We start from the raw sequence: 25352 nt of genomic DNA on the forward strand, positions 1-25352 counted from the left end.
AAATGTGCAAACACATCAGGGCCAGACTCTTGCTCGATAAAACCAAAACCTTTTGCTTCATTAAAAAATTTAACTGTACCAGTTGTTGTATTAGACATAATAGATCCTAAAAATAAATAAAAGTGTACCCTAAATAGGCAATTTAACAGGAAGAAAACGTGCATTTAACTGAGGATAACGCGAAGGATTATTACTAATATCAACGAGGTACTTACAAATAAACTGGGTTTTCATCAACCCGATGCCGAGCAGGATAACAGCATGTTTGATAATACACCAAGCTTTATTGTTATTTTATTTTTTAGCTTAGGGTAGTTTACTCTTTAGTTTCGCCGTTCTTATTTATTATATGGGTATGAGTCAGTAGATTAATTAAATATCAGTTATCGATATTACTAGGTTAAAAACCTCACGACGCCATTAAATCTCGCCGTTAGATTCAACAAACTTTAATTCATACAGGGTAAAAGGCCCTAGTTATTAGCGGTTAAAGCGCGGTTTTTTAATCAAGTTCAATTTGGTAGTGGTAATGATCGCTTCTGCACTTGCTTTGGCGATATTCAATACGTTTACCTTCAATCGATTCTGTAATGCGCGACACCAGTAACAGTGGATCGCCAGTGTTAATTGCGAGCATTTTTGCATCGGTTTCATCCGCTAATACCGCTTTAATACTGTCTTGGGTTTTATGTACGGTTTGATTAAATTTGGTTTGATAGTAATGGTACAATGTATGCGGAATATCACTACTTTGATGTATATTAGGAAAGTAGCTTTGTGGAAGGTATATAGTTTCGCTCATACAAAATTCGTTATCAATAATACGCCTACGCACAAGCTTAGCGACTTTGTCTTTTTTATTAAGTTGCAGGGCTTCAATTACATCGAGTGGTGCAGGGCAAAGCTCAACCGATAACAGCTCTGCTTTGGGTAAATCAGTACCTTTACCGTCGGCTTGCAGTGGGAAAAACCTAAAAAGTGCGTCTTGCGGGGTATGCTCAGATACAAAGGTACCAACACCTTGGCGGCGGGTGACTATTTTATCGTCGGTTAATAAATTAAGTGCTTTACGAACAGTGCCTTGGCTTACATTAAATTCTTCAGCAAGGCGAAATTCGCTTGGTAATGCTTCGCCAGGCACCCAGCGTCTTCCAACAATGAGCTGTTTAATATAATCAGCCACTTGTAAGTAAAGCGGTTGAAAAGCCAAGCTTGGGCCACTTAATTTGTGATCAAACAAAGAGTTACTCATCGTTATTTACCGTTAAATTTAATCCACCTGTAGTTATAACATAGGTGGTACTTTTTGCGCACCTTGGCGTAAGCCCAATTAATTATGAGCAATTGCAATACAGCTTACATTTACTTTGTTCTTAAAAACAAATCGTTACGCTACAATAGCGCATATCTAGGAAATTTAAAGTGCTCAGTATCTCGTTAGAACTCATATTGCTTATGGCGCTTTGTCTAGGCATTGCCACCATAATGCAAACGCTTAGTGGGTTTGGTTTTGGGTTGCTGGTGGTTGCCAGTTTTACGCTCTTAGATGTATTGCCATTAACAGCAACCACGTTTTTAGTAAGTTTGTTAGGGCTTGTTAACTCAACCACTGTGGTGGTTAAAAACCGTAATGCAGTAAAAGTACCTGAACTAAAACTCATGCTGTATACGGGTATCCCGCTAATGTTGCTAGGGTTTGGTTTACTTGAGTATATGTCGGCGCATTTAACGCAGCTTTTAAACTTTATTTTAGGAGTTAGTATTTTGCTGTGTTGTGGCTTAATGCTAGTTGGCCGTGCAAAAGTAAATAAGAAAAGCGGGCGTGGATCATTTTTAATCGCAGGCGGCTTAAGTGGATTGTTGGGCGGGCTGTTTTCAACCTCGGGACCACCGTTGGTTTTTCAGTGCTATAAACAAAGTTGGTCTATTGAGGCTATACGCAGCACATTACTTGCTGTATTTACCATTAGCGGCTTTGTGCGTGTAGGTATTGCAACATTTGGTACCTTACCTGAGCCCGACATTATGTTTTTAATTGCAGCGGCAATACCTCTTGTGCTCTTAGTTACACATTTTGCCCGTAAATTAACCCATTACGTCGATGCAAAATGGGTTTATATAATGGCAATTACATTGCTCGGCTTAAGTGGTGTATCGCTGGTGGCCACATCAGCAGCGAGTATATTGTAAGTTAGTGGGTAACTTAAGTTTATTTACGTTGATATGGGAATTACAGTAGTTTAACTAGTATCTTATGAACAGTGAGTGGTTGGTTAAGAAGCCTCTTAAATGCATTGGAATGACGCAAGCCAGACTTTGAAGCCACGGCCTGTTAGTACATCAATCAGCATCAAGACGATGCCTTCAGAGTATCGCTTATTGCTAAAAACCTAACTGACGAAAGCTATGCAACAACCTACAGTGGCGATAACTTCCGTTACCAAATCCCGCGTGATGCAGAGCGCTACTTTGGGGTGTCGTTTAAGGCGCGCTTTTAATAATTAAAAATATTTTCCCTTGTATAACAACAAGCGCAGCGTTAAACCGCTGCGCTTTTTTGTGTCTTATTTTTGTCAATCTTTGGTCACTTTTTCTTCATTAAAACGTCCTTTATTAGTCATATGTATTTTCTATAGTGCAGCGGTTACTTATTTGAGGTTTTAGCTTCAAGCAAAAATAACCACTACATAATGGGAATAATAAAGGATGAAAATTAAAAAAGTCGCTGCGGCGGTTGGGCTAACATTTATGTTAAGCGCCGCTAGCCATGCCAATGTGTTACCACAAAGCCAAACAGATAATAACTGGTATACAAACGCACAAACTACGTTAGCTACTAAAAATACTCAGGCACAAAGTGCACAAGTTACAAAAGCAAAAAACGTGATTTTATTTGTGGGTGACGGCATGGGTATTTCTACCCTAACGGCAGCACGTATTTTAAAAGGCCAACGAGCAGGTAACCCAGGTGAAGAAGGCTATTTAAGCTTTGAAAAATTTCCATACTCTGCGCAAGTTAAAACCTACAACGTAGATGCGCAAACCCCCGATTCTGCAGGCACAATGACCGCAATGATCTCAGGTGTTAAAACCGATGTAGGTGTAATCGGTGTAGACGAAGACATTGAACGTGGTGTGTGTTCAACGGTTGCAGGTAACGAGCTTTTAACGGCAACAGAACTGGCTGAAATTAAAGGCCTAGCAACAGGTGTTATTTCTACAGCGCGTATTACCCATGCAACGCCAGCGGCAACGTATGCTAAATCGGCAGACCGCAACTGGGAAGATATTTCAGATATGCCAGAGGGCTCAGAAGGCTGTGAAGATATTGCCTCACAGCTAGTTAATTTTGAAAAAAATCTAGAAGCGCGCTTTTTAGGCACCGACGTAGACGGCCTTGATTTTGTAATGGGCGGCGGTCGTCGTCACTTTTTACCAAAAGATGCTGCGGCTAATTCAAGTGACGCAGTAAGTGCTGTTGAAGGCGACCGCACCGATGAGCGTAACCTAGTTACCGAGTGGCAAGCACAATACCCAGATGCAACGTATGTGATGGACCAAGCAGGGTTTGATGCCATTGCTGATGACGCTACTAAAGTATTTGGTTTATTTAACGAATCGCACATGCAATACGAAGCTGACCGCGCAAATGACGTGGCAGGCGAGCCGTCACTTACCGAAATGACCACAAAAGCGATTGATGTACTGGGTAAAAACGATAATGGCTTTTTCTTAACGGTTGAGTCGGGCCGAATTGACCACGCACATCATGCGGGTAACGCTTACAACGCACTTAACGACACCATTGAATTTGCCAATGCAGTGCAAGCGGCAATCGATAATACCAACCCAGAAGAAACCCTTATTTTAGTGACTGCCGATCACAGCCATGTATTTACTATTGCAGGTTACCCTAAACGCGGTAACCCAATTTTAGGCCAAGTAGTAGCCGTAGGCCAAACAGCGCCAAGCCTTGCTGCCGATGACATGCCATACACTACAGTAGGTTATGCAAATGGTTTAGGTTTTAGAGACCTAGGTGATGAAACAAACGCTGATGCAACCTACTTAAGCGGCCCAGTCGCAGGGCGTGTTGAGTTAAATGGTGTTGATACAACAACCCCAGGTTTTCACCAAGAAACAACCGTGCCACTCGGTTCTGAAACACATGCTGGTGAAGATATTTCACTGCACGCTAAAGGCCCGGGTGCGCAACTTGCTCAAGGTGTAATTGAGCAAAACGTTGTATTTCATCTAATTAACCAAGCTCTTGAATTAACTCAGCAATAATGGCGGCGAACATGAAAAAATTAACAGTACTTTCTTTAGCAGTAATGGTCGCGCTAGCGGGTTGTTCAAGTGATGACGATAAAAGTGATAACAATATTATCGCAGTAGACAACGCCATAGCCGTGGGCTCAGCGCAATGTATTAATGGCGGTGTAGAAACCCAAGTGGGTGTAGATACAAACGAAAATGGCGTGCTTGATAGCGACGAAGTTAACTCATCTAACCTAGTGTGTAATGCGCCGGCAACGTCGCTAACTACAGAGCAATTAGCTAACCTTACAGGTAATGCATGGTATAGCGACGCGCAAACTAAGTTAACAGCAACGCAGCAAGCTAATACCGAGGCGGTTACAGAGTCGGGCAAAGCTAAAAACGTGATTTTATTTGTCGGCGACGGTATGGGTATTTCTACCGTTACGGCTGCACGTATTTTAGCGGGCCAGCTTGAAGGCGGTATGGGTGAAGACTATCAACTTAGCTTTGAAACCATGCCTTACTCAGGCTTTGTTAAAACGTACAACGTAGATGCACAAACACCTGATTCAGCAGGCACAATGACGGCGATGGTGTCAGGTGTTAAAACTGATGTTGGCGTAATCGGTGTAGACGAAGACATTGAGCGCGGTGTTTGTTCAACCGTTGCAGGTAATGAGCTGGTCACCTCGCTTGAGCTTGCCGAAATTGCAGGCAAAGCAACCGGCCTTATTTCAACGGCGCGCATTACCCATGCAACGCCAGCGGCAACGTATGCTAAATCGGCTGATCGTAACTGGGAAGATAACTCTGATATGCCAGCAGGTTCAGACGCATGTGAAGACATTGCATCGCAGCTTGTTAACTTTGAAGCTAACCTAGAAGCACGCTTTGCAGGTATTGATGTAGATGGTATTGACGTAGTAATGGGTGGCGGTCGTCGTCACTTTTTACCAAAAGATGCCGCGGCTAATTCAAGTGATGCAATCAGCGCAGTTGAAGGGGATCGTACCGATGGCCGTAACCTAGTCACCGAGTGGCAAGCTACTTACCCTAATGGCAACTACGTAATGGATCAAGCAGGGTTTGATGCTATTAGCGACGATGCTACCAAGGTATTTGGTTTATTTAACGAATCCCACATGCAATACGAAGCCGACCGCGCAAATGATGTAGCGGGCGAGCCGTCGCTTTCACAAATGACCGAAAAAGCAATCAACGTGCTTAATAACAACGATAAGGGCTTTTTCTTATCGGTAGAAGCGGGTCGTATTGACCACGCGCACCATGCGGGTAATGCCTACAACGCGCTTAACGATACTATTGAATTTGCTAAAGCCGTTAAAGCCGCGATGGACAACACTAACCCAGAAGAAACCTTAATTGTGGTAACTGCCGATCACAGCCATGTATTTACTATTGCAGGCTACCCAAAACGTGGTAACCCAATATTAGGTAAAGTGGTTGCAGTAGGTCAAACCGAGCCAAGCCTTGCAGCCGACGACATGCCATATACTACAGTAGGTTACACCAATGGTTTAGGCTACAGAGACTTAGGCGATGAAACCAATGCCGACGTCTCTTACTTAGCTGCACCGGTTACAGGGCGTGTTGATTTAACAAATGTTGATACAACCACTCCGGGTTTCCACCAAGAGTCATTAGTACCACTTAGTTCAGAAACCCACGCGGGTGAAGATGTAGGTGTTTACGCAATGGGCCCAGGCGCACATTTAGTAACAGGCACAAACGAGCAAAGTTTTTTATTCCACGTAATGGACTTTGCCGCAGACCTAGTTAAAACAGCCGATGAAACAGTGGCTCAGTAAATAGAGCCCATTAAAAGCCCGCATTATTTTGCGGGCTTTTTTGTGTCATAAAAATGCCATTGTTAGTGGTTATGTTATGGCAATAACAGTGACGTTAAATATAGAGAGCACCATGAAAACAGCATTATCATTACTCGCAACCATGTTGGTTGCCACACTAACAAGCACCAGCGCACTTGCCACGCAGTGCAATCTAAATAGCCAGTATTTAAAAGCCGACTACACAATTACCAATACCCATAAAAATAAGCAAAGTAGCCAGTTATTTACACTTTGGCGTAATAACCAGCAAGTAGCACATCAAAGCGACGTAACCACTGAACTATGGCAGCATTTAGCCAATAAACAAATTCGCCCAATACGTTATTTTAATGCCCAACAACGCGGCATTGAGTATCAGCCATCAGAGGTACGCGGTGTACAAAATTGGAGTGCTAAAAATCAGCTGGTGGATAATCAGTTAATTGAAAAAATGACCCTTACAAAAACGCAAGGCGCAGGCTGTGATGAGGTAAAAAACTACACTTACCAAGAGGGTGAAAATACCTACACACTTGCTTTTTATAGCCAAACCCAGCTTGTTAAATCTTTTAGTGTAAACAACACAAAAAACCAAGCAATCATGTTACTAAGCTTAAATAACGTAAGCTACAACAAGCAGCAAGTTACTTCGCAATTTGCACAGTGGGACCGCTTTCAAACCACCGATTACGCCGACATTGGCGATAACGAAAACGATCCGTTTTTAGCAAAAATGATAAACCTAGGTTTTATAGAGCACGGTGCAACAGGGTTTTACAACCAGCAAGGTGAAGCGATTCAAGGTGGGCACCACCACTAGGTTTTAGCTGGACTTTAGCGGCATAGGCTTCGTTATATGGTGAAAACGAGCTTGCTGTATTTAGATTAAATCTAATTTACTTTAAATCAGCAAGCTATAGTGAGCTACTAACCGCCCTGTAAAATAAAGTACATTTAAAATACCCCTGCCCAAATAAGACCTCGAATAATCGTCTCTTCTTGTAAATAAGTAGCCACTTACAGTCAAATATTTTTAGTTGGCAATAACTTACGCTATTTGATACTAATAGAAGTCCACTCAATAGGGACGTTTGCAAAAATGCCTCTTAACAAAGCTGTTATATTGGACTTAAATGCGAGCACTTTTAGTTATATGTTTTTTCTGGACTAACTCATTATTCGCCTGCGGTGATGATGAACTAGGTCAACTCGCATCTTTTGCAAAAATAAATGAAGACTATAGCGTAGGTAACGTTGCAGGCTATGATGTATATGTACCTGAAATGTTTAGCAATTATTATTTAACGTCATTCACTCTAGTGATAAAAGATACTTTTTTAGCAGACTTAAACTTTACTGAAGCTAATAGTTATGAAGGTTATTACAACGTTTTTTTTCAAGTTAATCCTGAAAAATTAGATTTACTAAATATAGTACTCGGTTACTCAACAACACAAGACAAAAAAGGAATAGTGATGTGTGGTGAAAGAATACAGTTAAATTTGAAAGAGTTGCTCAGAGCAAATCGGCCAGAAGCGATCATAGCAATCCCACCGCCGTTAAAATAAAAATTATTGTTCTGTTTTTTTGCAACGTCGCTCAGAAAGTTTGAAGTAGCTTGGTTGAGTTTTTTTAAGGCGCTTTAATTGTTCGCAATGTTTGAACAAAGTTAGGAGTTATTTTTAATGGCAAAGTATATGTTTAGTCTTTTATTTGTTTTATTACTATCTGGTTGTGATTTTGAAGTACCTGGAGCCGATGAAAGGTTTGGTACGCAAAACTTTGTATCTGCTATTTCTCTCATTGAACTACATAAAACCCGCAATGGCGTATATCCAAACACTTTAGCCGAACTGGATTTTTTAGGTGATTGGGATGGTATTTGGTTGTCCGCTGTTAAATATGAAAAAAATGATGACGGCTACAATTTATACCTTGAGAGAGGATGGGCTGGTAAGCCCTCATTAGAGTTTCCTGAGAGGTTCAAGCAAGGTTTAGGTATTAAAAAAACCAATATTAAATGGGTAAAAAACTAATTACCAAAGTTGAAACAGTTGCCTATAAGGAGTTTGCGTTGAGAATTCGTATTATGAATTTTATTGAGAAATCTAACCAGGTATTACTATTTATTGCTGCGTTAGTTGTAATTTTGGCTATTGGTAAGAGCCTTATTAGTGATCTTTTTAAAAGTGGCTATTCTGCGCCTAAGGTTCAGGTGATAGAACATAGTGCAGCCCTTGATGAAGAACCAAAGTTACAAAAAAATTATATTGGTCAAATCAAAGATGTTCACATTTTAGAAATCACATCTGACAAAATAGTAAATCAAAAACCTTACAGCGCTAATGCTGAGATTATTGTTTCCTCAGCACTGAGTTTGAGTCGTAATGCAGTAAATTTAATGTTTACTAAAGCTGGCCAGAAAAACAAAGTGTTATTCAAGAATAACGGATTGATCGTAGGCTTTTCTCCGGTTCAATTAAAAGAAACCAGTTACCAAAGCGTTTTAAGTAAAAATATTTACTCAGTTGTACAAAACGATACAAACAAAGATGGCTTTTTAAATAGTGAAGACCAAAAAGAGTTGTTAGTTTCTGAATACGACGGCTCTGGCTTGAAATCCATTATGGATAATATTGAGGGCTATCAGTTAATTAGTAATAATACGGCCTTAATTTATACCAAGGCGGAGAGTGAAACACTTTATTATATTTTTGATGTACTATCAGGTGAGTTAGTTAAGCTTGATACACGCTTGTAGTTAGTAATTAACTTAAACACACAACCTAATTATGCGCTAAAAGGCGTTCTATATGGACATGACAATGCTCAAATCTTTTACTGTTACTAAAAAGAATTATACCGACTATGCTGATTTTATAATAAAAAAGTTGTGTGCGCCTAAAGATAATAAAAGTTTAGGGTTTATAAAAAATGTGATTGCATGGTTTGTGCTAACCGTTGTTTTTATGACTTTTTTTCAGGTTGAGTCTATTCGCCTTTCTGACTTTCATTGGCCAAGTGGGTTAATTGTAGCAGTGCCATTTTTAATATTGATTATTGTATTTTTATACAATAATCATAAGTTAAAAAAGCAATCAATCCCCAATGAAAATGGCGTAATGATTGGTAATAAAACAATTGAGTTTCAGGCTGATGGCATTTGCGAAACTAATCATCTAGGACGTTACTTTTATAAATGGCAAGCCGTTGAAGCAATAGAAGAAAATAAAGGCGACTTATATATATTTGTAGACAAGCTATTGGCTTTAATAATCCCCGCGAGTGCTTTTACAAGCGAAGCCGAAAAAGAAGAACTAAAAGCTTTAATTAAAGCCCATATCTAGTCATGCGTTACTTTATGAATACTTGCAAAGCTTTAGCGCTTATTTTAATGCTTATACCTATTTCATCAATAGGAAGTGAAAAACAAGCTAACACTACCGATGAACAACGAGATAAGTATCTTGAGCATAGAGCTGCTTGGGAGAAAATGCTAAAAGAGCGCTATGAGAATGAGTTAAAGCACAACCCACCAATACCGCCTTGGATTAAATTTCCAGATTACCACCCAAGCGAAATTTTTTGGAGAATGGGGGAAGGCGAAAGCTACATAAATGACTATGTCTCTACCTATTTTCAATACGCCTCTAAGGCTGAAATAAATGCTTATAAGATTAAATATCCTGAACACTCAGATTGGCTAGGAATATATAAGCGTTTTGAACATTAGCTAAAGTAAGGCTATTTTTTTAGATAGCTTATTTGAGTGCGGTATTTATTAAAAGTGCTATTAACTCATGCTAATAGCACATATCAATTTATAGACACTACTCTAAATGAGTATCATCAGGCTTCTTAGGCCTATCGGCGAGCTCTGTAAGGCCGTCTTCACAGTCGCCGTGTTCACAGGTATTTAAATCGCTTTGTGCTTGCCTGTCTTGTTGTAATACCTGTTTTAAATCTTCCATACGTTGGCGCACAGCTACGCCGTAGCTTGCATCGTCGCCCCACAGTTCAGCAAGTTGCACAACCGCAGCGCGATCGTGTTCTCTAAACAGCTTACCAGCACGCTCAGCGTCTTGTTTGTTGTTTCCAAGTAGTTCGAGTGCTTCTACGGCTAAGTTAATAGCTGAGTCGACGGTTTCGCGGTTAAACGCATCTACTTTTAAATTAAGTAATTTGTATGCGTGGCGACGGTCTATTGCGCGGGCAACAATTTTTAATTGTGGGTAGTTTTTGTGGGCAAGCTCAATTATTTCAATGGTTTTGTCTGGATCATCAATGGCAACAACCAGCATTTGTGCGGTGTGTGCGCCTGCGGCTTCAAGGAGTTCTTGGCGGGCGGCGTCACCATAAAATACGGTATTACCAAAGCGGCGTAGTAATTCTATTTGGCTAGGACTGTGATCGAGTACCGTTATTTCGTAGCCTTGGGCGTGCAATAAACGCCCCATAATTTGTCCAAAACGTCCGTAGCCCGCAATAATAACGTGCTTAGCTGTGCTAATTTGCTCTGGCTTGTCGAACTCTGGTGCACTGGTATGGCTGCGTTTTTCGAGTTGTTCGTACACCATTAACAATAGCGGAGCCACTAACATTGATACAGCAACAACAAGGGTCACTAAGCCTGTTTGTGCTGGCGTTAAAATAGCCAGTGTTGTGGTTACGCTTAACAATACAAAAGCAAATTCGCCGCCTTGTGCAAGGGCTAATGCAAACAGTAATCGCTGTTTTTTACTAATATTAAAGGTGATGGCAAGGGCATATAAAATACAGGCTTTTACCACAATAAGTAACGCAACAAGTGCGATAACAGTTGAAAACTCATTAGCCAATAACTCAAAGTTGATAGAGGCGCCCACGGTTATAAAAAACAACCCCAAAAGTAGCCCTTTAAAAGGTTCTATATCGGCTTCGAGCTCGTGTCTAAATTCACTTTCGGCAAGGACTACACCCGCTAAAAATGTACCTAATGCAGGTGAAAGCCCAATACTTTGCATAACAAGGGCAATAGCCACCACTAAAAATAGCGCAAAAATAGTGAATATTTCACGCATGTGAGTTTTAGCTATGTACCTAAATAACGGGGCCGATACGTATTTACCACCGGCAATAATGGCAGCAATCACACCTATCGATACAGCGACTTGTTGCCACACAGGCCAGTTGGCAATGATAGAATGGCTTATTTCTTTAGAGCTACTTGGTGGGGCAAAGGCGAGTAATGGCAACAGCGCCAAAATTGGAATAATGGCAATGTCTTGAAATAATAACACCGAGAATGCATTTTGGCCGGCTTCGCGCTTTAGCCAGCCTTTTTCCTCAAGGCTTTGCAGCACAATAGCGGTTGACGACAACGCAAGCATTAATCCAATAGCGAGGGCTGTTTGCCACTGCATGGTAAACACCCAATAACAAAATGTAAAAATAACGGCGGCAGTTAGCACTACTTGTAGGCCACCGAGCCCTAAAATAGAGTGGCGAAGTTTCCATAAGCGAGAGGGTTGTAGTTCAAGGCCAACTAAAAATAGCATCATTACTACGCCAAACTCAGCGAAATGCATTACATCGGTTTGATCTCCCACCACCCCTAATGCAAAGGGGCCAATGAGTATGCCGGCAATTAAGTAACCCAGTACCGAACCAAGACCAACTCGCTTGGCAATAGGAACTGCCACAATAGCCGCAGCTAAGTATATTAACGCTATTTCTAACACATGCTTACCTTATTAAAGTTTAGACAATTAGCATGGCTTAGGTACGTATAAAATACAATAAGTTACTCAGTCAAATTGCTTTAACTGAATGATAAAATTTATTGCAATGTGCTTAAATAAAGCACTTAAATGACCGAATTGCTGTTACTGTAACGTTTAAAACAAAACTAAAAACTTTGCTACTAGGACGAGCTACATTTTATGATTTCGCTAAATAATGTGTTTTTTACACGCCAAGATGGTGGCTTGAAACGACAAATAATTAATGATTTATCGTTAACTATTTCACCTGCTGCGCACATTGCCTTACTCGGTGATAGTGGCTCGGGTAAAACAACATTATTAAATTTATTAGCCGGTCTACTGTCTCCTGATGGAGGAACTATTACGGTTAATGAGCAAAAAATTAGTGAACTGAGTGCTAGTGAGCTTGCTCTTTATCGGCGTAAAATAGGGATTATTTTTCAGCACTATCAATTACTCAGCCCGTTAAATGTGAAAGACAATATGTGTTTTCAAGCAAGGCTTAATGGGTTATCGCCTAGCGACGATGAAGTAAATACAATGGCTAAAAAACTGGGTTTAGAAGGCAAGCTTACAGCAATGCCTGAGCAACTCTCTGGTGGCGAGCAGCAACGAGTAGGCATAGGTCGTGCGCTATTAAATAAACCCAAGCTACTATTGGCTGATGAACCTACGGGTAACCTTGATGCCGCTCGCTCACTCGATATAGTTACGCTATTAAAAAGCTTATGTGAAGAAGAGCAAATAATACTAATTATGGTCACGCATAGTCAGCGATTGGCCGACCAATTTGCTACGCAATTGTTTTTAAAAGATGGCCAAATTAATGGCTGAACTTAAACTTATTTTAATAACGTATATGCGGTTTTATCGCCGTCATGTTGGGCTGTTATTACTGTTTTTTATTGGTTTTAGTTTAGGCGCGGCGCTACTTACTGCAATACAGGGCTTAAATTTAGAGGCCGGTAAACGCTATCAACAAACCACAGCATTAATTGCAAACCCCGTGACGCATTTTGTACGCCCTGTGCTAGGTGAAAACAGGTTGCCCAACAGTATGTGGTCGCGTATTAGGGCAGCTGGCTTTACGCAGGTTCAACCGGTTTTAGAAGGCGTAATTGAAACCGATACGCAGCAAAAACTCGCGCTTAGGGGCGTCAATTTATTACAGTGGCTTACACAAAATACCAGCGGCTCAGCATCAACAACCAACAATCGTTATTCTGGGTTTGAACAGCTACTAAATACTGTTTATATCGATCCTAAATTAATGCAGCGGCTAAATTTAAAAAATAGCCGTATTAATATAAACATGGGCGATGCCACACGCACGTTAGCGGTAAGCGAGTTACAAGGTTTAGGCATGACCATGCTGGTGGATATTAGCCTTGCTGATAAACTACTGCGCGCAAATGGGGTAATTAGTTACTTTGAAGTAAGTGGCTTAAATAACAAACAAGCAGCCCAATTAAACGTATTGATAGGCGATCAAGCACGCCTTGAAGCTGCGCAAGAGCAGGCTTTTGATGCGCTCTCTGAGGCTTTTTTCTTTAATTTACAAGCGCTGGCTTTGTTAGGTTATGTGGTGGGTGCGTTTTTAAGTTTTAATGCAATTAAGCTGGCGTACAATGCGCGCGCTCACTTGCAGCAGCAAATGTGGGTGCTGGGTTGTCAAAGGTCGGTGTTAATTAAAGCGCTGGTTATTGAATTATCGGTGCTTAGTTTTTTTGCTGCGTTATTAGGTGCGTTATTAGGCGCGGCACTGGCAAATGCCTTAGTTATGGATGTATCGGCGACTCTTCGAGGGCTTTACCAGCTAGATAGAAGCTTTGTAGTAAGCCTTGATAGCAGCATGATTGCCAGCGGTTTTACACTTAATATTGTTGTTTTGTTGGGGTTTTTAGCCAGTCAATCGGCTCGATTAAGTGCTTTTTTAACGCGTATTAAATGGCTAATGTTTGCGTTAGCTATTTTTTCAGCCAGCTACTTAGCGTTAACGGCAAATACCAAAATAAGTGCCTTATTGCTGTGTGTTTGTGTGCTACTCCTCTTTTTTGTAATTACGCCACCGGTAGTTAAAGGCGTTTTTAAACTGCCATGGCCAACACAAAACCCTATTATTCAGTGGTTAAAAGCCGACAGCCTAGTGCAATTACCCGCATTACTAAGCTCGGTGCTCGCTATTTTAATGGCGATGGGGGCCGCCGTAGGTATGCAAATTATGGTTGGCAGTTTTAGCGACACCTTAGATACACACCTTGAAAAACGCCTAAGCGCCGATTTATACGTAAGGCCCGATCAAAACATTCAAGCGTTAGGGGCTAAATTGCGTGAACTCCCAGAGGTTGAAAAAGTAGGCGTATATTGGTCAGCTAACAGTGAGCTTAACACACCTAAAAATACGATAGCTGTTGATGTTATGGCATTTGGTGCAACGGCCAGCAATAACCAACACCTTACTTTGTTAAACAATAAAGCACCTACATCTGCAGTATTTGAAAAAAACAAAAACGGGGTGGTGGGTTGCTTAGTGAACGAACCCGCCTTGCTGCAGTATTCGCTTACAGTCGGTGATGTAATAACCCTAAAACAGCATATTAATACACTAACGTGCCAAGTACGCGCTGCCTATTTTGATTACGGCGAGCAAGGGTTAAATGTAGTAGTCACTACAGCAGCATTATTGAGTAGCAGCTTAAACTACACTGAGTATGGTTTATCGCTTTGGTTAAAGCCTAATACTGACGTTGACGCCATGGCCGAATATATTCAAAAGCAGCACCAATTAGATAGCCAACAAGTCATTGCTAATCAGCAGTTTAAACGCTTTGCAAAACAGTTATTTGGTAAAACTTTTTATGTTACTCAGGCGCTTAATATTTTCATTATGCTGATTGCATTATTTGGCATGTGGGTGAGCTTTTTAACTTTAGGGCGGGGGCAATTACAGCCCATGGCGGTATTGCAAACGCTGGGTGTCACCCAGCAGCAATTATTGGGGGCAAAAGTACTGCAAGCTGCACTTATTATTTTAACCACCTTGTTATTAGCTATACCACTGGGGCTTAGCCTTGGATGGGTACTATTAACTTACGTCATGCCAATTGCCTTTGGTTGGACCATGGCCATGACCGTTAATTGGCTACAGTTAGGTGGCTTTACGGTGCTTATGTTTATGTTAGCTTTATTTGTGAGCGCGTTACCGCTAATAAAATTAACGCGAAGCGCCGTTGCCGATAATGTTGCCAAGCACTAGGACTTACATGAATAGACTAAAAGCATCCGTTACCTTTATTTTTATTAGCGCATTAAGCGCATGTCAGCCCGAAGTAGAGCAAGTAAATCAAAATAAAAAAATGCATAGCGGGTTTGCGCAACAATATGGTGAACCTGTAAACAAAAAACAAGGGCTGAGCTTTCCACGCGATCATGGGGCGCATCATCAGCAAGGAATTGAATGGTGGTACGTAACTGCTAATTTAAAAGCAGATAATGGCGATACCTTTGGTGTGCAATGGACTTTATTTAGGCTCTCGGTTGATGAGCAAAACACACAAACAGAACCATCACCTTGGTGGAATGGGCAGCTTTACTTTGCTCACTTTGCAATACAAACCGATTCACAGCATCAAGCGTTCGAAAAGTATGGNTCGGGACAAGTAAATATAACAGCGCAGCCATTTGAAGCTCGCCTAGATGATTGGCAGCTAGCAAGTAAGGAGGTAACATTTTTACCGCTTAGCTTAAAGGCGCAGCAGGAAAATTACAGTGCTAACCTTGTGCTGGCTAATAGCCCGCTTGTAAAACATGGCGAGCAAGGTTACAGCCAAAAAACCCACCAGGGGCATGCCTCTTACTATTACAGCTATCCGTTTTTACACGCTAAAGGCGATATCACATTTGCGGGTAAAACTTTTAAAGTAACTGGAGATGCTTGGTTAGACAGAGAGTGGTCTTCGGCGCTAATCGATCCTACCCAAAATGGTTGGGACTGGTTTAGCATTCAGGCTGATGATAAAAAACAGGGGGGCTTAATGGCATTTTGTATTCGTAATGGTCAACAAAGTTATGATTACTGTAGTGCATCGCACATTACACAAAATGGACAAGTGCGCGCCATTGCAAATAACGACGTGACTTTACAGGTATTAAAAACATCAGAGCTCACAACCCAATCGGCGCAAAGTAGTAAAACCTACCCAGTTAAATGGCACCTCAAGGTTAAAGGGTTTGAACCTATTATAATCGAAGCACGTAACCCCGATTCACGAAATCAATTGAGCATTCCCTACTGGGAGGGGCGAATTAAAACCCAAGGCGGTTTTAAAGGTAAAGGTTATGCAGAGTTAGTTGGTTATTAGCGGGCTATAAAATGGCTTTCAAAAAGAAATGCACTTAAGCCAAGGCTAAGTGCATTTTATTATTCACAGTTCAGGTTATTTAAACCTGAGGTTGATATACTCGCGTTTATTGGTCGAATTTTACAGGGCCGTTAATATTATCAATACTTACATCGCCCGAGCCCGCTTCTGTAATTGTTAACCCTTTAGCATGATTAACGCGAATACTACCCGAACCATCTTCAATGGTAACGCTTGCATCAACATGTTCAATGGTTAAGTCGCCCGAGTTATCTTCAACGTCTACAGCGCCATTAATATGTTGTATTGTTATGCTGCCCGAGCCGTCTTCAACGGTTAATGTACCACGTACATTGCTTACACTCATATCGCCTGAGCCATCATCAATATTTGCATTGCCATTGACGTTATTAATAGTAATGCTGCCCGAACCATCGTTAAGGTCTAGGTTACCAGTGATGCTTTGAAGCGAAATATCGCCCGAGCCGTCGTCTATGTTTAGGTTTTTAGCGCCATTGATTGATAAGCTGCCAGAGCCATCTTTTACATCAATATTATTTTTCATGGCGTTAATAGTGATGTCGCCCGAGCCGTCATCAATATCTAGCATAAGGTTGTTAGGTACGGTGACCACTAAATCAATACTTGGCGATTGACCGCTGTAAAAGCTAACTCCATTATTGCTTTTGTTTTGTGCAACAAGCTTTGCTTTAGTGCCACTTTGATCAAGGGTGAGTTCGTATTCATCGTCTATGTCGGCTGTATAAATAGTGGCGTTAACACTAATACTGGTTGCTGTTGATGAACCTGTTATTTTAAGTGAACCCGCGCCGCTAAGTACGTCTAGGTATTCAAGGTTATTGCTAGGTAATGTTAGTTGTTGTGTTTGTTTTACCGACGCAACGCTTGGCGAAATATGAAACACGCAGCCACTTAATAATAAAATACCACTAATTAGTGAAAGTGGTTTAGCAATGGTAGATACAGTTGATGAGCTCATGGTTAGTCCTTTTAATGTGACAGTATTAGTTAATATAACAAGACTAGAGCAAAAATGGGGCCTAAATTTAAGTGTTTGTTTTATAATGAATTTAGTTTTTTGTTGAAAATTAAAAGACTAATTAGTGGTTAAAATTACTAATTATTAATAAAAAGGATGCATAAAGCATCCTTTTCGTTTTAAACGTCAGTTTTAATTAAAAACTGTAGGTAATGTTACCGTATAAAAAGCGGCCATCTAAACTGTATGGTGCATACGGTGTGTACGGAAATATTTGGCTAAAGGTAGAGTAACCAATATTATCGACCGTGGCTTGCGGGTATTGGTCAAATAAGTTGTTGGCACCGAGTGCAAATTTCCATTCATCATTAGGGCGATACGCAACTTCTAAATCGGTTATCCATTTAGCGTCTAGGTATTCATCACGATCGGCGGTAGTAGAAATATCGGCAACTTCACCATAACGTGTTGCACGCAAAGTTGTTTGCCATTCGTTAAAGTTCCACACTGCCGATAGGTTCCATTTGTTGTCTGGTGTGCCTTGCTCAAAACGACCCACTTCACGACGTGCAAATACAACATAGTCGTCACCTAATGAGTTTAATTGCTCAGGGTTATCGTCAACGTGTGTTACTTCGGTGTCGTTAAAGTTAGCCGCTGCGTTTAAGCGCACGTCGCCAAAGTTATCTAGCTGTAGTAGGTAAGTTGCAACAATGTCTACGCCTTGTGTGCGCGAGTCGATGGCGTTGGTAAAGTATCGTACGCTTTCGGTATTTAACTCACCAGCATCCGCTAAAATTTGTTGTACTGCGGCACCGCTTAAGTTTTCCGAGAGCACAATACGGTCATCAATATCAATACGGTAGGCATCAACCGTTAAGCTAAAGTTACCTTGGGTGTATACAAAACCAGCTGTTAAATTAACTGAGTCTTCAGCGTCTAATTGTTTTGCGCCAAGGGCTTGTGCTGCTGGTGCATCTGTTGGGAATAAGCCCACTTCAAACGCTTGGTTGTTCTCAAGTACAGTAGAAATTTGACGGTACGAGCTCTGTGCAAGCGATGGCGCACGGAAACCTGTGCTAATTGCCCCACGTAGCGACAGGTTTTCGTTAACGCTGTAACGTGTTGCAAGCTTTGAGGTAAAAGTGTTACCAAAGTCGCTGTAATCTTCGTAGCGGCTTGCTAAAACCATGTTCCAATTTTCAGTTAGGTAGGTGTCAAACTCAACAAATAGTGCAACGTTATGGCGGCTTTCATCGGTTACGCTTTCTGGGCCAAAACCCGAAAGCACTTGTGCGCCACCGGCTGCAATTGGGTTGCCATTGCTATCAAGGGCAGTAATGTATGAGGCTTCTTCACCTTGTTCTATTTTATAGCTTTCGTGGCGGTATTCAGCACCTAGAGTAAAAAATACGTCGTCAGGTAACCCTAAATCAAGGGTTGTGCTGGCATCACCATTGACTATAAATTGGTCATAAACTAATGCGCCGTTATCAAATTCGGTGGGGCTGGTGGCGCCCAGAGACGTATTTAAGCTATTTACAACACCTAGTGCAAAATCGTTTCGACCGTAGTTGGTACTTACATCCCATGTCCAGTCACCCGTTTCACCTTCTAAGCCTAGGGCTAATGAGTAGTCTTCAACATCGGTTTCAATTTGCGGTAAAAAGCCATCTGGGTAAAGTGCTAATACGTTACGGCTGTCTTGTGAACGACGGTAAAAACCACCTGAGTTACCTTCTCGTTTTGAGTAGCTACCAAAAGAATACAGGTTTAGGCTGTTATCTAGCTCGTAACCCATATTGTAAAATAAAGCGTAATCTTCTAAGTCTGCTTTACCAAAACGATGGTTGTAACGATCAATAGTAAATTCGCGCGGGTCTAGACTGCCATCGTCAAGGCGGCTGTATTGTTCACGAGGGTCAAAGCCAGAGCGTTGTGTTGGGCTGTTATCGCGGTATTCAATCGATACGTTTACAAAACCGCTGTCTGATAATGCAAATCCAGAGTTAGCGCTAATAGTGCGTGTTGTGCCATCGCTAATTTCGCGGTCATCACCTAGGTTAAATGCAAGATCGCCGTTTGCATCTGCGTAGGTGCTTTCTAAGTTAGGTGCGCCCGCCATTTGTGTGTCGTATTCACCATAGGTTACGCTTACACTGCCGCCTTCAGAGGCGTCTTTTAAAACAATATTAATCACCCCGGCAATGGCATCTGAGCCGTATTGCGCTGCGGCACCATCGCGTAGTACTTCTACGCGCTTAATGGCTGATGTAGGGATCATGTTTAAATCTACCGCGGTAGAGCCCCTGCCTACAACACCCGCTAAGTTTAAAAGCGCGCCAGAGTGACGACGTTTACCATTGATAAGCACTAAAGTGTGATCGGGCGCTAAGCCGCGCAGTACAGCAGGTTTTGCGTGATCTGTTCCATCACCTAAAGTGGCGCTTGGAAAGTTAAAGCTGGGTACTTGGTTAGCAAGAACCTGGCTGATTTCAAGTTGACCTGTGCTTGCCATGTCGCTGCTAGTAATAATATCTACTGGCACTGAGCTTTCAGCAATACTTCGCAAACTACGGCGAGTCCCTGTTACTGAGATTACTTCTATATTCTCTTGTGCTTGGGTATCTTGTTCTGCCGCATTAGCTGTAACGAAAGAGCTGCTAAGTGCAGAGGTTACGGCCAAGCTAAGTGCTAATTTATTGGCTGATAAACGCTTAAAAGTCATGAATGTTCCTTAAGAACGTCGTTGTTTTGGTGAGTTTGAAAAAGGAGCGAATCATATAGAAGCGCTCAACTACGTGCAAAGATAAAAACCATCTATGTTATTCACGTTTTTAATAAGTAAGGCCACTGTTTACGTACGTTATAGACGATTAGATCGTTACTGTTGTAATCTTGTAGTGAATGGTGACGAAATCAATAAAAGTAAAAGAGAGATTGCAAAAAAAGTGATAGGCAGAAAAAAAGCCAAGTTAAAAACTTGGCTTAAAAATATGTTTAAATGAATGCCTAAATACTTACTCAGGCGCTACTTCAAGCGTTGTAAATAAAGCATAACGACCTGAATCTACGCCTTTTTCCTTCACATCAACTTCGGTTGCGGTTTCTATTAAATAAACACCAGGTGCGTTCCATGTTGTTGTAAAAAAGCCGTTTTTATCGGTGATTACTTTTACTTCGCCACGTTCGTTACGGTAGCGAGTATCGCCTCTTAAAATATTAACTTCAATGCCTTCGCCTACTGGTTTTCCGTCTTGTAGTAATTGAAAACGTGCTTTCTCACCAACAAATAAGTCATTTGGGTGTGTAGGGCCGCTTAGCTCTAAGCCTAAACCTAACAGTGCTGGCTTAGATGTACCGTTGCGGCTTACAAAGGTATCGACTGTTGAAATAACTTTAGTGGTGCGCACGCCTTGAGCGTTGTTAGGTAATTTAGCGTCTGTTTTTTTACCAAATACACGGTTACGCTTACCTTCTTCGTCTTTATAGAAGGTCATGTACATTGGCTTTTGTGTCATTGCAATGTGGTAGGTGCCTTGCTCAGTTAAGCTTATTGCTGCTGAACTTTTACGTTTTAAGTAATAAGCACGAATAGTGTCGCTAACAGGCTCGCCATTTGGCATAAGTGCCATTAGTAATGTGTCGTCCCATTGGGCGTCTTTTTCTTTTGGCTTAAAGGCTTTGTCGGGTGCAAACATTTCGTTAGAAATGCTGGCATCAATCATTACGTAATGCGCTTTATCGCCAGAAAGTGAGGTGTGTGATGGCAATAACCAACGGCCATGTGCGCTGGCTGATGTAGATACCAGCGCTGATAAACTAAGTGCGCCAATTAATGCTGTTTTTAATAAATTAATTTTCATTTTTCTTTCCTTTAAATTCGAATTATAAATAGCTACTACTTAGCGTTTACGGTAACAAAACTGGTAGAAAACTCTTTTTTCCCATCGATGGTAATTTTACCTGGGTTTGTTAAATCGAGTTCAAGGCGTTGGTAATCACGGCCGCCTTCTTCACGAACTACTTCAATATTTAATAGGTATTTACCCGGCGCTACGGCATTGCCGTCTAAATCTTTACCTTGCCAGTCAATTGTATAAGTACCAGGTCGCCTAGTTGCGCCACTTATGCCGTCAAAGTTAATGTCGGTTTTGCCTGCTTTACGCCACCATTGGCGTAAGTCTTTAAACCATTCTGCTTTTTGAACCCATAGTGCAAGCGTTGTTACGTGCTTGCGCTCTGGTGTTTCTAGCCATACGGCAACGTACGGTCGGTGGTAAGGTTGTACGTCAAGATCGGGTAGGGTGAGTTCAATTTCTAGCTTTGGCGCTTGTGCCTGAGCCGTTGTTTGAAATAACGCGGCAACCATTAATAATGCTGCGCTAACTACAGTACTTACTTTTAACATTAAGACACTCCTTTAATTTGAGGTACCCAGCACAAGTAAATAACCATAGGCGTGGCGATGCCTAAAACGGTTATCCATATACCTGCTAAGCGTTTTTTTCTGTTTTGAAATAAAATAATCATGCCGGTGATGGCAAAAATAATCATCAATACCGCTGAAATATCAATTACCCAGCTCCACACTGCACCGCTATGTCGGCCTTTATGCAAATCGCCTATTAGGCTTAAAAACCCACCTGTTTGGTACTCGAGGTTTAGCTCGCCAGTTGTAAAGTCAAGCTCAGCGTAAGCAAAACCCGCCGGAAGGGGGTAGTCGAGCATGACAAGTGCATCTTCTTTTTCCCACTCAATACTTTTCACTTTAGTAAGTGCATACTGCGTTGCTAAATAGGCTTCTATTTCTGGGTAAAGCGTAGGTAATGTGTTTAGCTGCGAGTTTGCCTTTGTTACAAGCTCAGCTGGAATAGTTGCGGTTACTTGCCCATTACTTTTATCGTTTTTAAGCCAGTCAACATGGTTAAGTACAATGCCACTAACGCAAAATAGAATGAGTAAAAAAAACAAAGCGGTAGAAATATAAATATGTAGGGCACGGCTTGTACTATACAAAGCTCGCTTATTAATAAACGGCATAAATAATTTAATGTAATGAAATTTGTCACATGATAATGATTTGCATTACTTATTACAAATTTACTTACGTAACTTTACATTATTACTTTAAATAACCTGAACCCTAGTTAAGAGACTTACTAAAATATTGAATTATAGTGGTACTTAAATTTGTTTTTTCTAGCCAGAGATTTTCAATGAAAATAAGGCAAATTTACGCGTCTATAGCTGGCCTATTGCAAGTATATTCAACGTAGTTAGCGCTGAAAATAGCGGCTAGAGACAGGTTTATTATCCCGAGTTCAGGTCAAAGACGTTTTTTGACCTAGTTCGTGCGTTTAAACGAGGTTTATTGCTTAGGGGGTTGTGAGGGTCTTAAAATAAGGTAAATCATGACTGTAATTTCTATTGCTGCTACAAGGTATACAACCCAAATAGGCGCTGTAGAGTGCAGTAAAAATATAAATCCAATAAGCATACCGATAGCGGCATAGCACTTCGCTTTGGTTGGCACCACTTTGTGAGCCTGCCATTGTTGCAGGGTTATGCCATAACGAGGGTGGTTAAGTAACCAGTGTGCGAGCGCGGGGGACGATCGAGTAAAGCAGGTTAGCGCCAAAATAAAAAATATAGTGGTAGGCATGACTGGTAGCATAATTCCCACAATGCCTAGCGCCACTAAGGTTAAGCCTAGCATTTTTAACCCTACGTTTTTATAACAAATAAGTGACGATTTTATATTCATTGACGACGCTATAGTGAGTGGCGACTAATTTAAAGTGTAGGCCAATTTTACATGTATTATAAAACTAAAACGCTATTTCAATAAAAAAGGACATACCCAGTATGTCCTTTTTTGTAGACTTGGTTATTAAAAATAATAACCAATATTTATATTAAAGCGTCTTTCTGTTTCGCTACTGTCACCGGCAATCGATCCACCAACGAAAGGTTGGTTTTTGGCGTGCACTAAATCAAAGTAAGTAAACAAGCCTCCAGCCGCTACCGAAACACCGGTCACGTTCATCCACGTATCTGCGCTGTTGTCAGATTTATCGTAAATAACACCGTAATCGTTATAAAATTGTAGGTCTGTCACCGGACCCCATTCTACTGGCATGCTGTAAGCGATGTTTGCATTGGTCATGGTTGCTTCTGCGGCAATACTGTCGTAAAAAGAGTAAGCACCTACGGCCATACGATCAATATTATCTATGTCGTAGTTGTATTCACCATGTTGAAGTTGAAAGTTCCATGCATCAATATTGCTATTTAGGTGCATAGCCCATGCATAATAGTCGCCTGCGCGGTCATTACCATCATGCAACCCGCCAGATAACGCAGAAAAACCTAACTCGGTTGTGCCGCCCTCGTGTTCAAAGTGGTAACCGTAACGACCCGAGAACGTGTTGTATTCGCCTATTTGCGTTGCAGGCTCTGCGTAAATACCATCTTCGGCGGCTCTTACGCCAACTACATCGTATGAATAGCGATCGCTGCGGTTGTCAACGTAGCCATCTACGCCACCAAGCTCATCGTTTTTGAAAAAGCCAAGATCTAGTTGCCAGTTATCTGCAATTTTACGTTTAAACATAATGCCTAAATCGTGATCATCTTCTAAACCGATGTAATAGGTGGTGTTAAAAAACCAGTTATGTGAATTATAAGGCCAGTTACCAAAAGGTACTTTGGTAATACCTGCTTGTACTTGCCAATCGTCTGCAAAGTCGTAGGCAGCATAAGCATATTTTACTGCGGTCATGTAATCAAAAAAGCGAATTTCTGCGTTAAGAATAACGTCGCCTACATCACCAGAAAAATTAAGTCTAAAAACGTCAAAATCAAAGTCGCCGCCGCGATCTTCGTTATCGTCATCATACGATGCATAACTAAAGTTAGTACGAATAGCACCGCCTACCTTTATGCCGCTGCTTTTTTCTTTCGGCGCTTCTGCCACCACAACGTTTTGGTCAGCTTTTTTCTCGATAAGTGCAACTTGCTCTTGGTGTTGTTCGTTGATTTTTTGCTGTTTAGATTTTTCTTCAACTAGTTTTTGTTCAAGCAGCTTCATTTGCTGCTGTAGTTGTTTTAATTGACTTTGAAGCGTATCGATATCAGTGGCGTAAGAAGTACTCGAAACACTACCTAAAATAAATGCGAGCGATAATTTTGAGAGTTTGGTCATATTAGCTGCTTCTTTTTGTTTGGTTAAAAATTAAAACCCAAGATATTAATAACACCTTGGGTTAAGAGCTTAGTACAAAACCTTTATATTTTTATTGTTCGTTTTTTATTCTTTAGGCGCTTGTGTTAGTGCACCCACTTCAAGTAGTGGTGAGGCGTCTAATTTGTCTGCATCCATCATGGCTGCAATGCGCTGCATAGAGGAAAGTAATAAAGACTGCTCCCATTCGGCCAAACCAGAAAACTTTTCTATAAAGTGTTCTTGTAATGGTTGAGGGGCTTTAAGTAGTAATTCTTTCCCTTTTTCAGTGAGGTGTAAGCTCACTCGACGTTTATCCATTTGGCTTCGAACGCGCGTAACCAGCTCTCTGCTTTCAATTCTGTCGAGAATATTAGTTACGGTTGCTGGACTTAAATTTACATTTTGCGCAATGCGGCTAGCAGTGATGCCATCAGTTTGAGACACTTCGTGCATTATAAGCAACTGTGGGCCAGTTAAACCGGCTGTTTTATTAAGTTGCTTAGAATGTAAATCAATCGCTCGNGATCACTTTACGTAAAGATACCAGTAACTCGTCATATTTTTGCATGTGTTTATCTCGTCGAAAAGCAATGCTTTGCCATAATCGCGAAATGTTACACATCAAATAAATTGAATTCAAATTAAAAATTTAATTTTTTACTGCAGTTACTCGTCTTTATTAATTAGAGTAGAAACTAATTTACCTTAAAGCAAGTGCACTTTAATTAAGTGTTTTTAATAGGTGGGGCGTTTAATTAAGCGTTTTAGCGCTGTTTTAAGTAATAGGTACACCGCTAAAATTGTCTTTTTTTAAAGTGTATTTTATGTGTTTGGTATGCAATTAATCAAAGTGTAGATTAAGTAAGCTTATGATATACAACTATCAATATGCTCACAATGATTACC

23 protein-coding genes and 1 pseudogene are annotated in these 25352 nt (G+C 41.0%); 13 read left to right on the forward strand and 11 right to left on the reverse strand.

Annotated features, from left to right (window positions below):
* Both ATS71_RS04090 and ATS71_RS04095 read right to left on the reverse strand, forming a co-directional pair.
* A partial coding sequence (locus ATS71_RS04090) for a cold-shock protein (RefSeq protein ID WP_160327099.1) occupies positions 1 to 98 on the reverse strand: 98 nt, incomplete at its 3' end.
* A 404-nt stretch (positions 99 to 502) separates the two neighbouring features.
* Entirely contained in the window at positions 503 to 1252 is a 750-nt protein-coding gene (locus ATS71_RS04095) for a GntR family transcriptional regulator (protein ID WP_058403665.1), read from the reverse strand.
* Positions 1253 to 1422: 170 nt separating this feature from the next.
* On the opposite strand from ATS71_RS04095, the gene ATS71_RS04100 reads away from it, so the two are divergent.
* From ATS71_RS04100 to ATS71_RS04140, 9 genes are all read left to right on the forward strand, one after another.
* Positions 1423 to 2190, forward strand: a complete 768-nt coding sequence (locus ATS71_RS04100; protein WP_235591406.1) for a sulfite exporter TauE/SafE family protein — start codon at positions 1423 to 1425, stop codon at positions 2188 to 2190.
* Positions 2191 to 2706: 516 nt separating this feature from the next.
* A complete protein-coding gene (locus tag ATS71_RS04105) occupies positions 2707 to 4290 on the forward strand; it encodes an alkaline phosphatase (RefSeq protein ID WP_058403666.1) in 1584 nt (527 codons plus the stop codon).
* Positions 4291 to 4301: 11 nt separating this feature from the next.
* Complete coding sequence (locus ATS71_RS04110; RefSeq protein ID WP_058403667.1) at positions 4302 to 6092, forward strand: alkaline phosphatase; 1791 nt, start codon at positions 4302 to 4304, stop codon at positions 6090 to 6092.
* A gap of 112 nt (positions 6093 to 6204) precedes the next feature.
* Positions 6205 to 6933 carry a hypothetical protein gene (locus tag ATS71_RS04115; protein WP_058403742.1) on the forward strand — a complete coding sequence of 243 codons (729 nt, stop codon included), beginning with the start codon at positions 6205 to 6207 and terminating at the stop codon, positions 6931 to 6933.
* 313 nt (positions 6934 to 7246) lie between these two features.
* Entirely contained in the window at positions 7247 to 7681 is a 435-nt protein-coding gene (locus ATS71_RS04120) for a hypothetical protein (protein ID WP_058403668.1), read from the forward strand.
* Between the two features lie 117 nt (positions 7682 to 7798).
* A complete protein-coding gene (locus ATS71_RS04125) occupies positions 7799 to 8149 on the forward strand; it encodes a hypothetical protein (protein ID WP_058403669.1) in 351 nt (116 codons plus the stop codon).
* Positions 8134 to 8874, forward strand: a complete 741-nt coding sequence (locus ATS71_RS04130) for a hypothetical protein (protein ID WP_201020854.1) — start codon at positions 8134 to 8136, stop codon at positions 8872 to 8874. Before ATS71_RS04125 ends, ATS71_RS04130 begins: the two co-directional genes overlap by 16 nt.
* 64 nt (positions 8875 to 8938) lie before the next feature.
* Positions 8939 to 9460 carry a YcxB family protein gene (locus ATS71_RS04135; RefSeq protein ID WP_058403744.1) on the forward strand — a complete coding sequence of 174 codons (522 nt, stop codon included), beginning with the start codon at positions 8939 to 8941 and terminating at the stop codon, positions 9458 to 9460.
* A gap of 14 nt (positions 9461 to 9474) precedes the next feature.
* Positions 9475 to 9846, forward strand: coding sequence for a hypothetical protein (locus tag ATS71_RS04140; RefSeq protein WP_082653589.1), 372 nt, complete (start codon positions 9475 to 9477; stop codon positions 9844 to 9846).
* A 97-nt stretch (positions 9847 to 9943) separates the two neighbouring features.
* Here ATS71_RS04140 and ATS71_RS04145 read toward each other — a convergent pair whose 3' ends face one another.
* A complete protein-coding gene (locus tag ATS71_RS04145; RefSeq protein WP_058403671.1) occupies positions 9944 to 11833 on the reverse strand; it encodes a monovalent cation:proton antiporter-2 (CPA2) family protein in 1890 nt (629 codons plus the stop codon).
* A 201-nt stretch (positions 11834 to 12034) separates the two neighbouring features.
* Between ATS71_RS04145 and ATS71_RS04150 the strand changes: the two genes are divergently transcribed.
* The 4 genes and pseudogenes from ATS71_RS04150 to ATS71_RS18795 all read left to right on the forward strand — a co-directional run.
* The gene (locus ATS71_RS04150) at positions 12035 to 12691 is read left to right on the forward strand and encodes an ABC transporter ATP-binding protein (RefSeq protein ID WP_058403672.1); all 657 of its coding nucleotides are present in this window, start codon (positions 12035 to 12037) and stop codon (positions 12689 to 12691) included.
* Entirely contained in the window at positions 12684 to 15113 is a 2430-nt protein-coding gene (locus ATS71_RS04155; protein ID WP_058403745.1) for an FtsX-like permease family protein, read from the forward strand. Before ATS71_RS04150 ends, ATS71_RS04155 begins: the two co-directional genes overlap by 8 nt.
* Positions 15114 to 15120: 7 nt before the next feature.
* Positions 15121 to 15506, forward strand: a 386-nt coding sequence (locus ATS71_RS18790) for a lipocalin-like domain-containing protein (protein ID WP_442960119.1), incomplete at its 3' end; no start/stop codon positions are given.
* Position 15507: 1 nt separating this feature from the next.
* Positions 15508 to 16218, forward strand: a pseudogene (locus ATS71_RS18795) (lipocalin family protein); the annotation flags it as partial.
* 106 nt (positions 16219 to 16324) lie between these two features.
* On the opposite strand, the gene ATS71_RS04165 reads toward ATS71_RS18795, so the two are convergent.
* The 8 genes from ATS71_RS04165 to ATS71_RS04205 form a co-directional block, all read right to left on the reverse strand.
* Positions 16325 to 17218: a DUF4097 family beta strand repeat protein gene (locus ATS71_RS04165; RefSeq protein ID WP_058403674.1), complete on the reverse strand. Its 894-nt coding sequence runs from the start codon at positions 17216 to 17218 to the stop codon at positions 16325 to 16327.
* A gap of 196 nt (positions 17219 to 17414) precedes the next feature.
* Positions 17415 to 19946, reverse strand: coding sequence for a TonB-dependent receptor plug domain-containing protein (locus ATS71_RS04170; protein WP_058403675.1), 2532 nt, complete (start codon positions 19944 to 19946; stop codon positions 17415 to 17417).
* A 292-nt stretch (positions 19947 to 20238) separates the two neighbouring features.
* Positions 20239 to 21084: a DUF4198 domain-containing protein gene (locus ATS71_RS04180; RefSeq protein WP_058403677.1), complete on the reverse strand. Its 846-nt coding sequence runs from the start codon at positions 21082 to 21084 to the stop codon at positions 20239 to 20241.
* Positions 21085 to 21119: 35 nt separating this feature from the next.
* Positions 21120 to 21629 (reverse strand): DUF2271 domain-containing protein, encoded by a 510-nt coding sequence (locus tag ATS71_RS04185; RefSeq protein WP_058403678.1) that lies wholly within the window; start codon positions 21627 to 21629, stop codon positions 21120 to 21122.
* Positions 21629 to 22261 carry a PepSY-associated TM helix domain-containing protein gene (locus ATS71_RS04190; protein WP_058403679.1) on the reverse strand — a complete coding sequence of 211 codons (633 nt, stop codon included), beginning with the start codon at positions 22259 to 22261 and terminating at the stop codon, positions 21629 to 21631. Before ATS71_RS04190 ends, ATS71_RS04185 begins: the two co-directional genes overlap by 1 nt.
* 328 nt (positions 22262 to 22589) lie before the next feature.
* Positions 22590 to 22985, reverse strand: coding sequence for a YbaN family protein (locus ATS71_RS04195; RefSeq protein WP_058403680.1), 396 nt, complete (start codon positions 22983 to 22985; stop codon positions 22590 to 22592).
* A gap of 126 nt (positions 22986 to 23111) precedes the next feature.
* Complete coding sequence (locus ATS71_RS04200; RefSeq protein ID WP_058403681.1) at positions 23112 to 24425, reverse strand: porin; 1314 nt, start codon at positions 24423 to 24425, stop codon at positions 23112 to 23114.
* Positions 24426 to 24530: 105 nt separating this feature from the next.
* Positions 24531 to 24968 (reverse strand): MarR family winged helix-turn-helix transcriptional regulator (locus tag ATS71_RS04205; protein ID WP_235591408.1); only part of this gene is annotated, 438 nt, incomplete at its 5' end.
* Positions 24969 to 25352 lie beyond the last annotated feature (384 nt).

It is taken from the genome of Pseudoalteromonas sp. H71 (assembly GCF_001468485.1).
Lineage (GTDB): Bacteria > Pseudomonadota > Gammaproteobacteria > Enterobacterales > Alteromonadaceae > Pseudoalteromonas.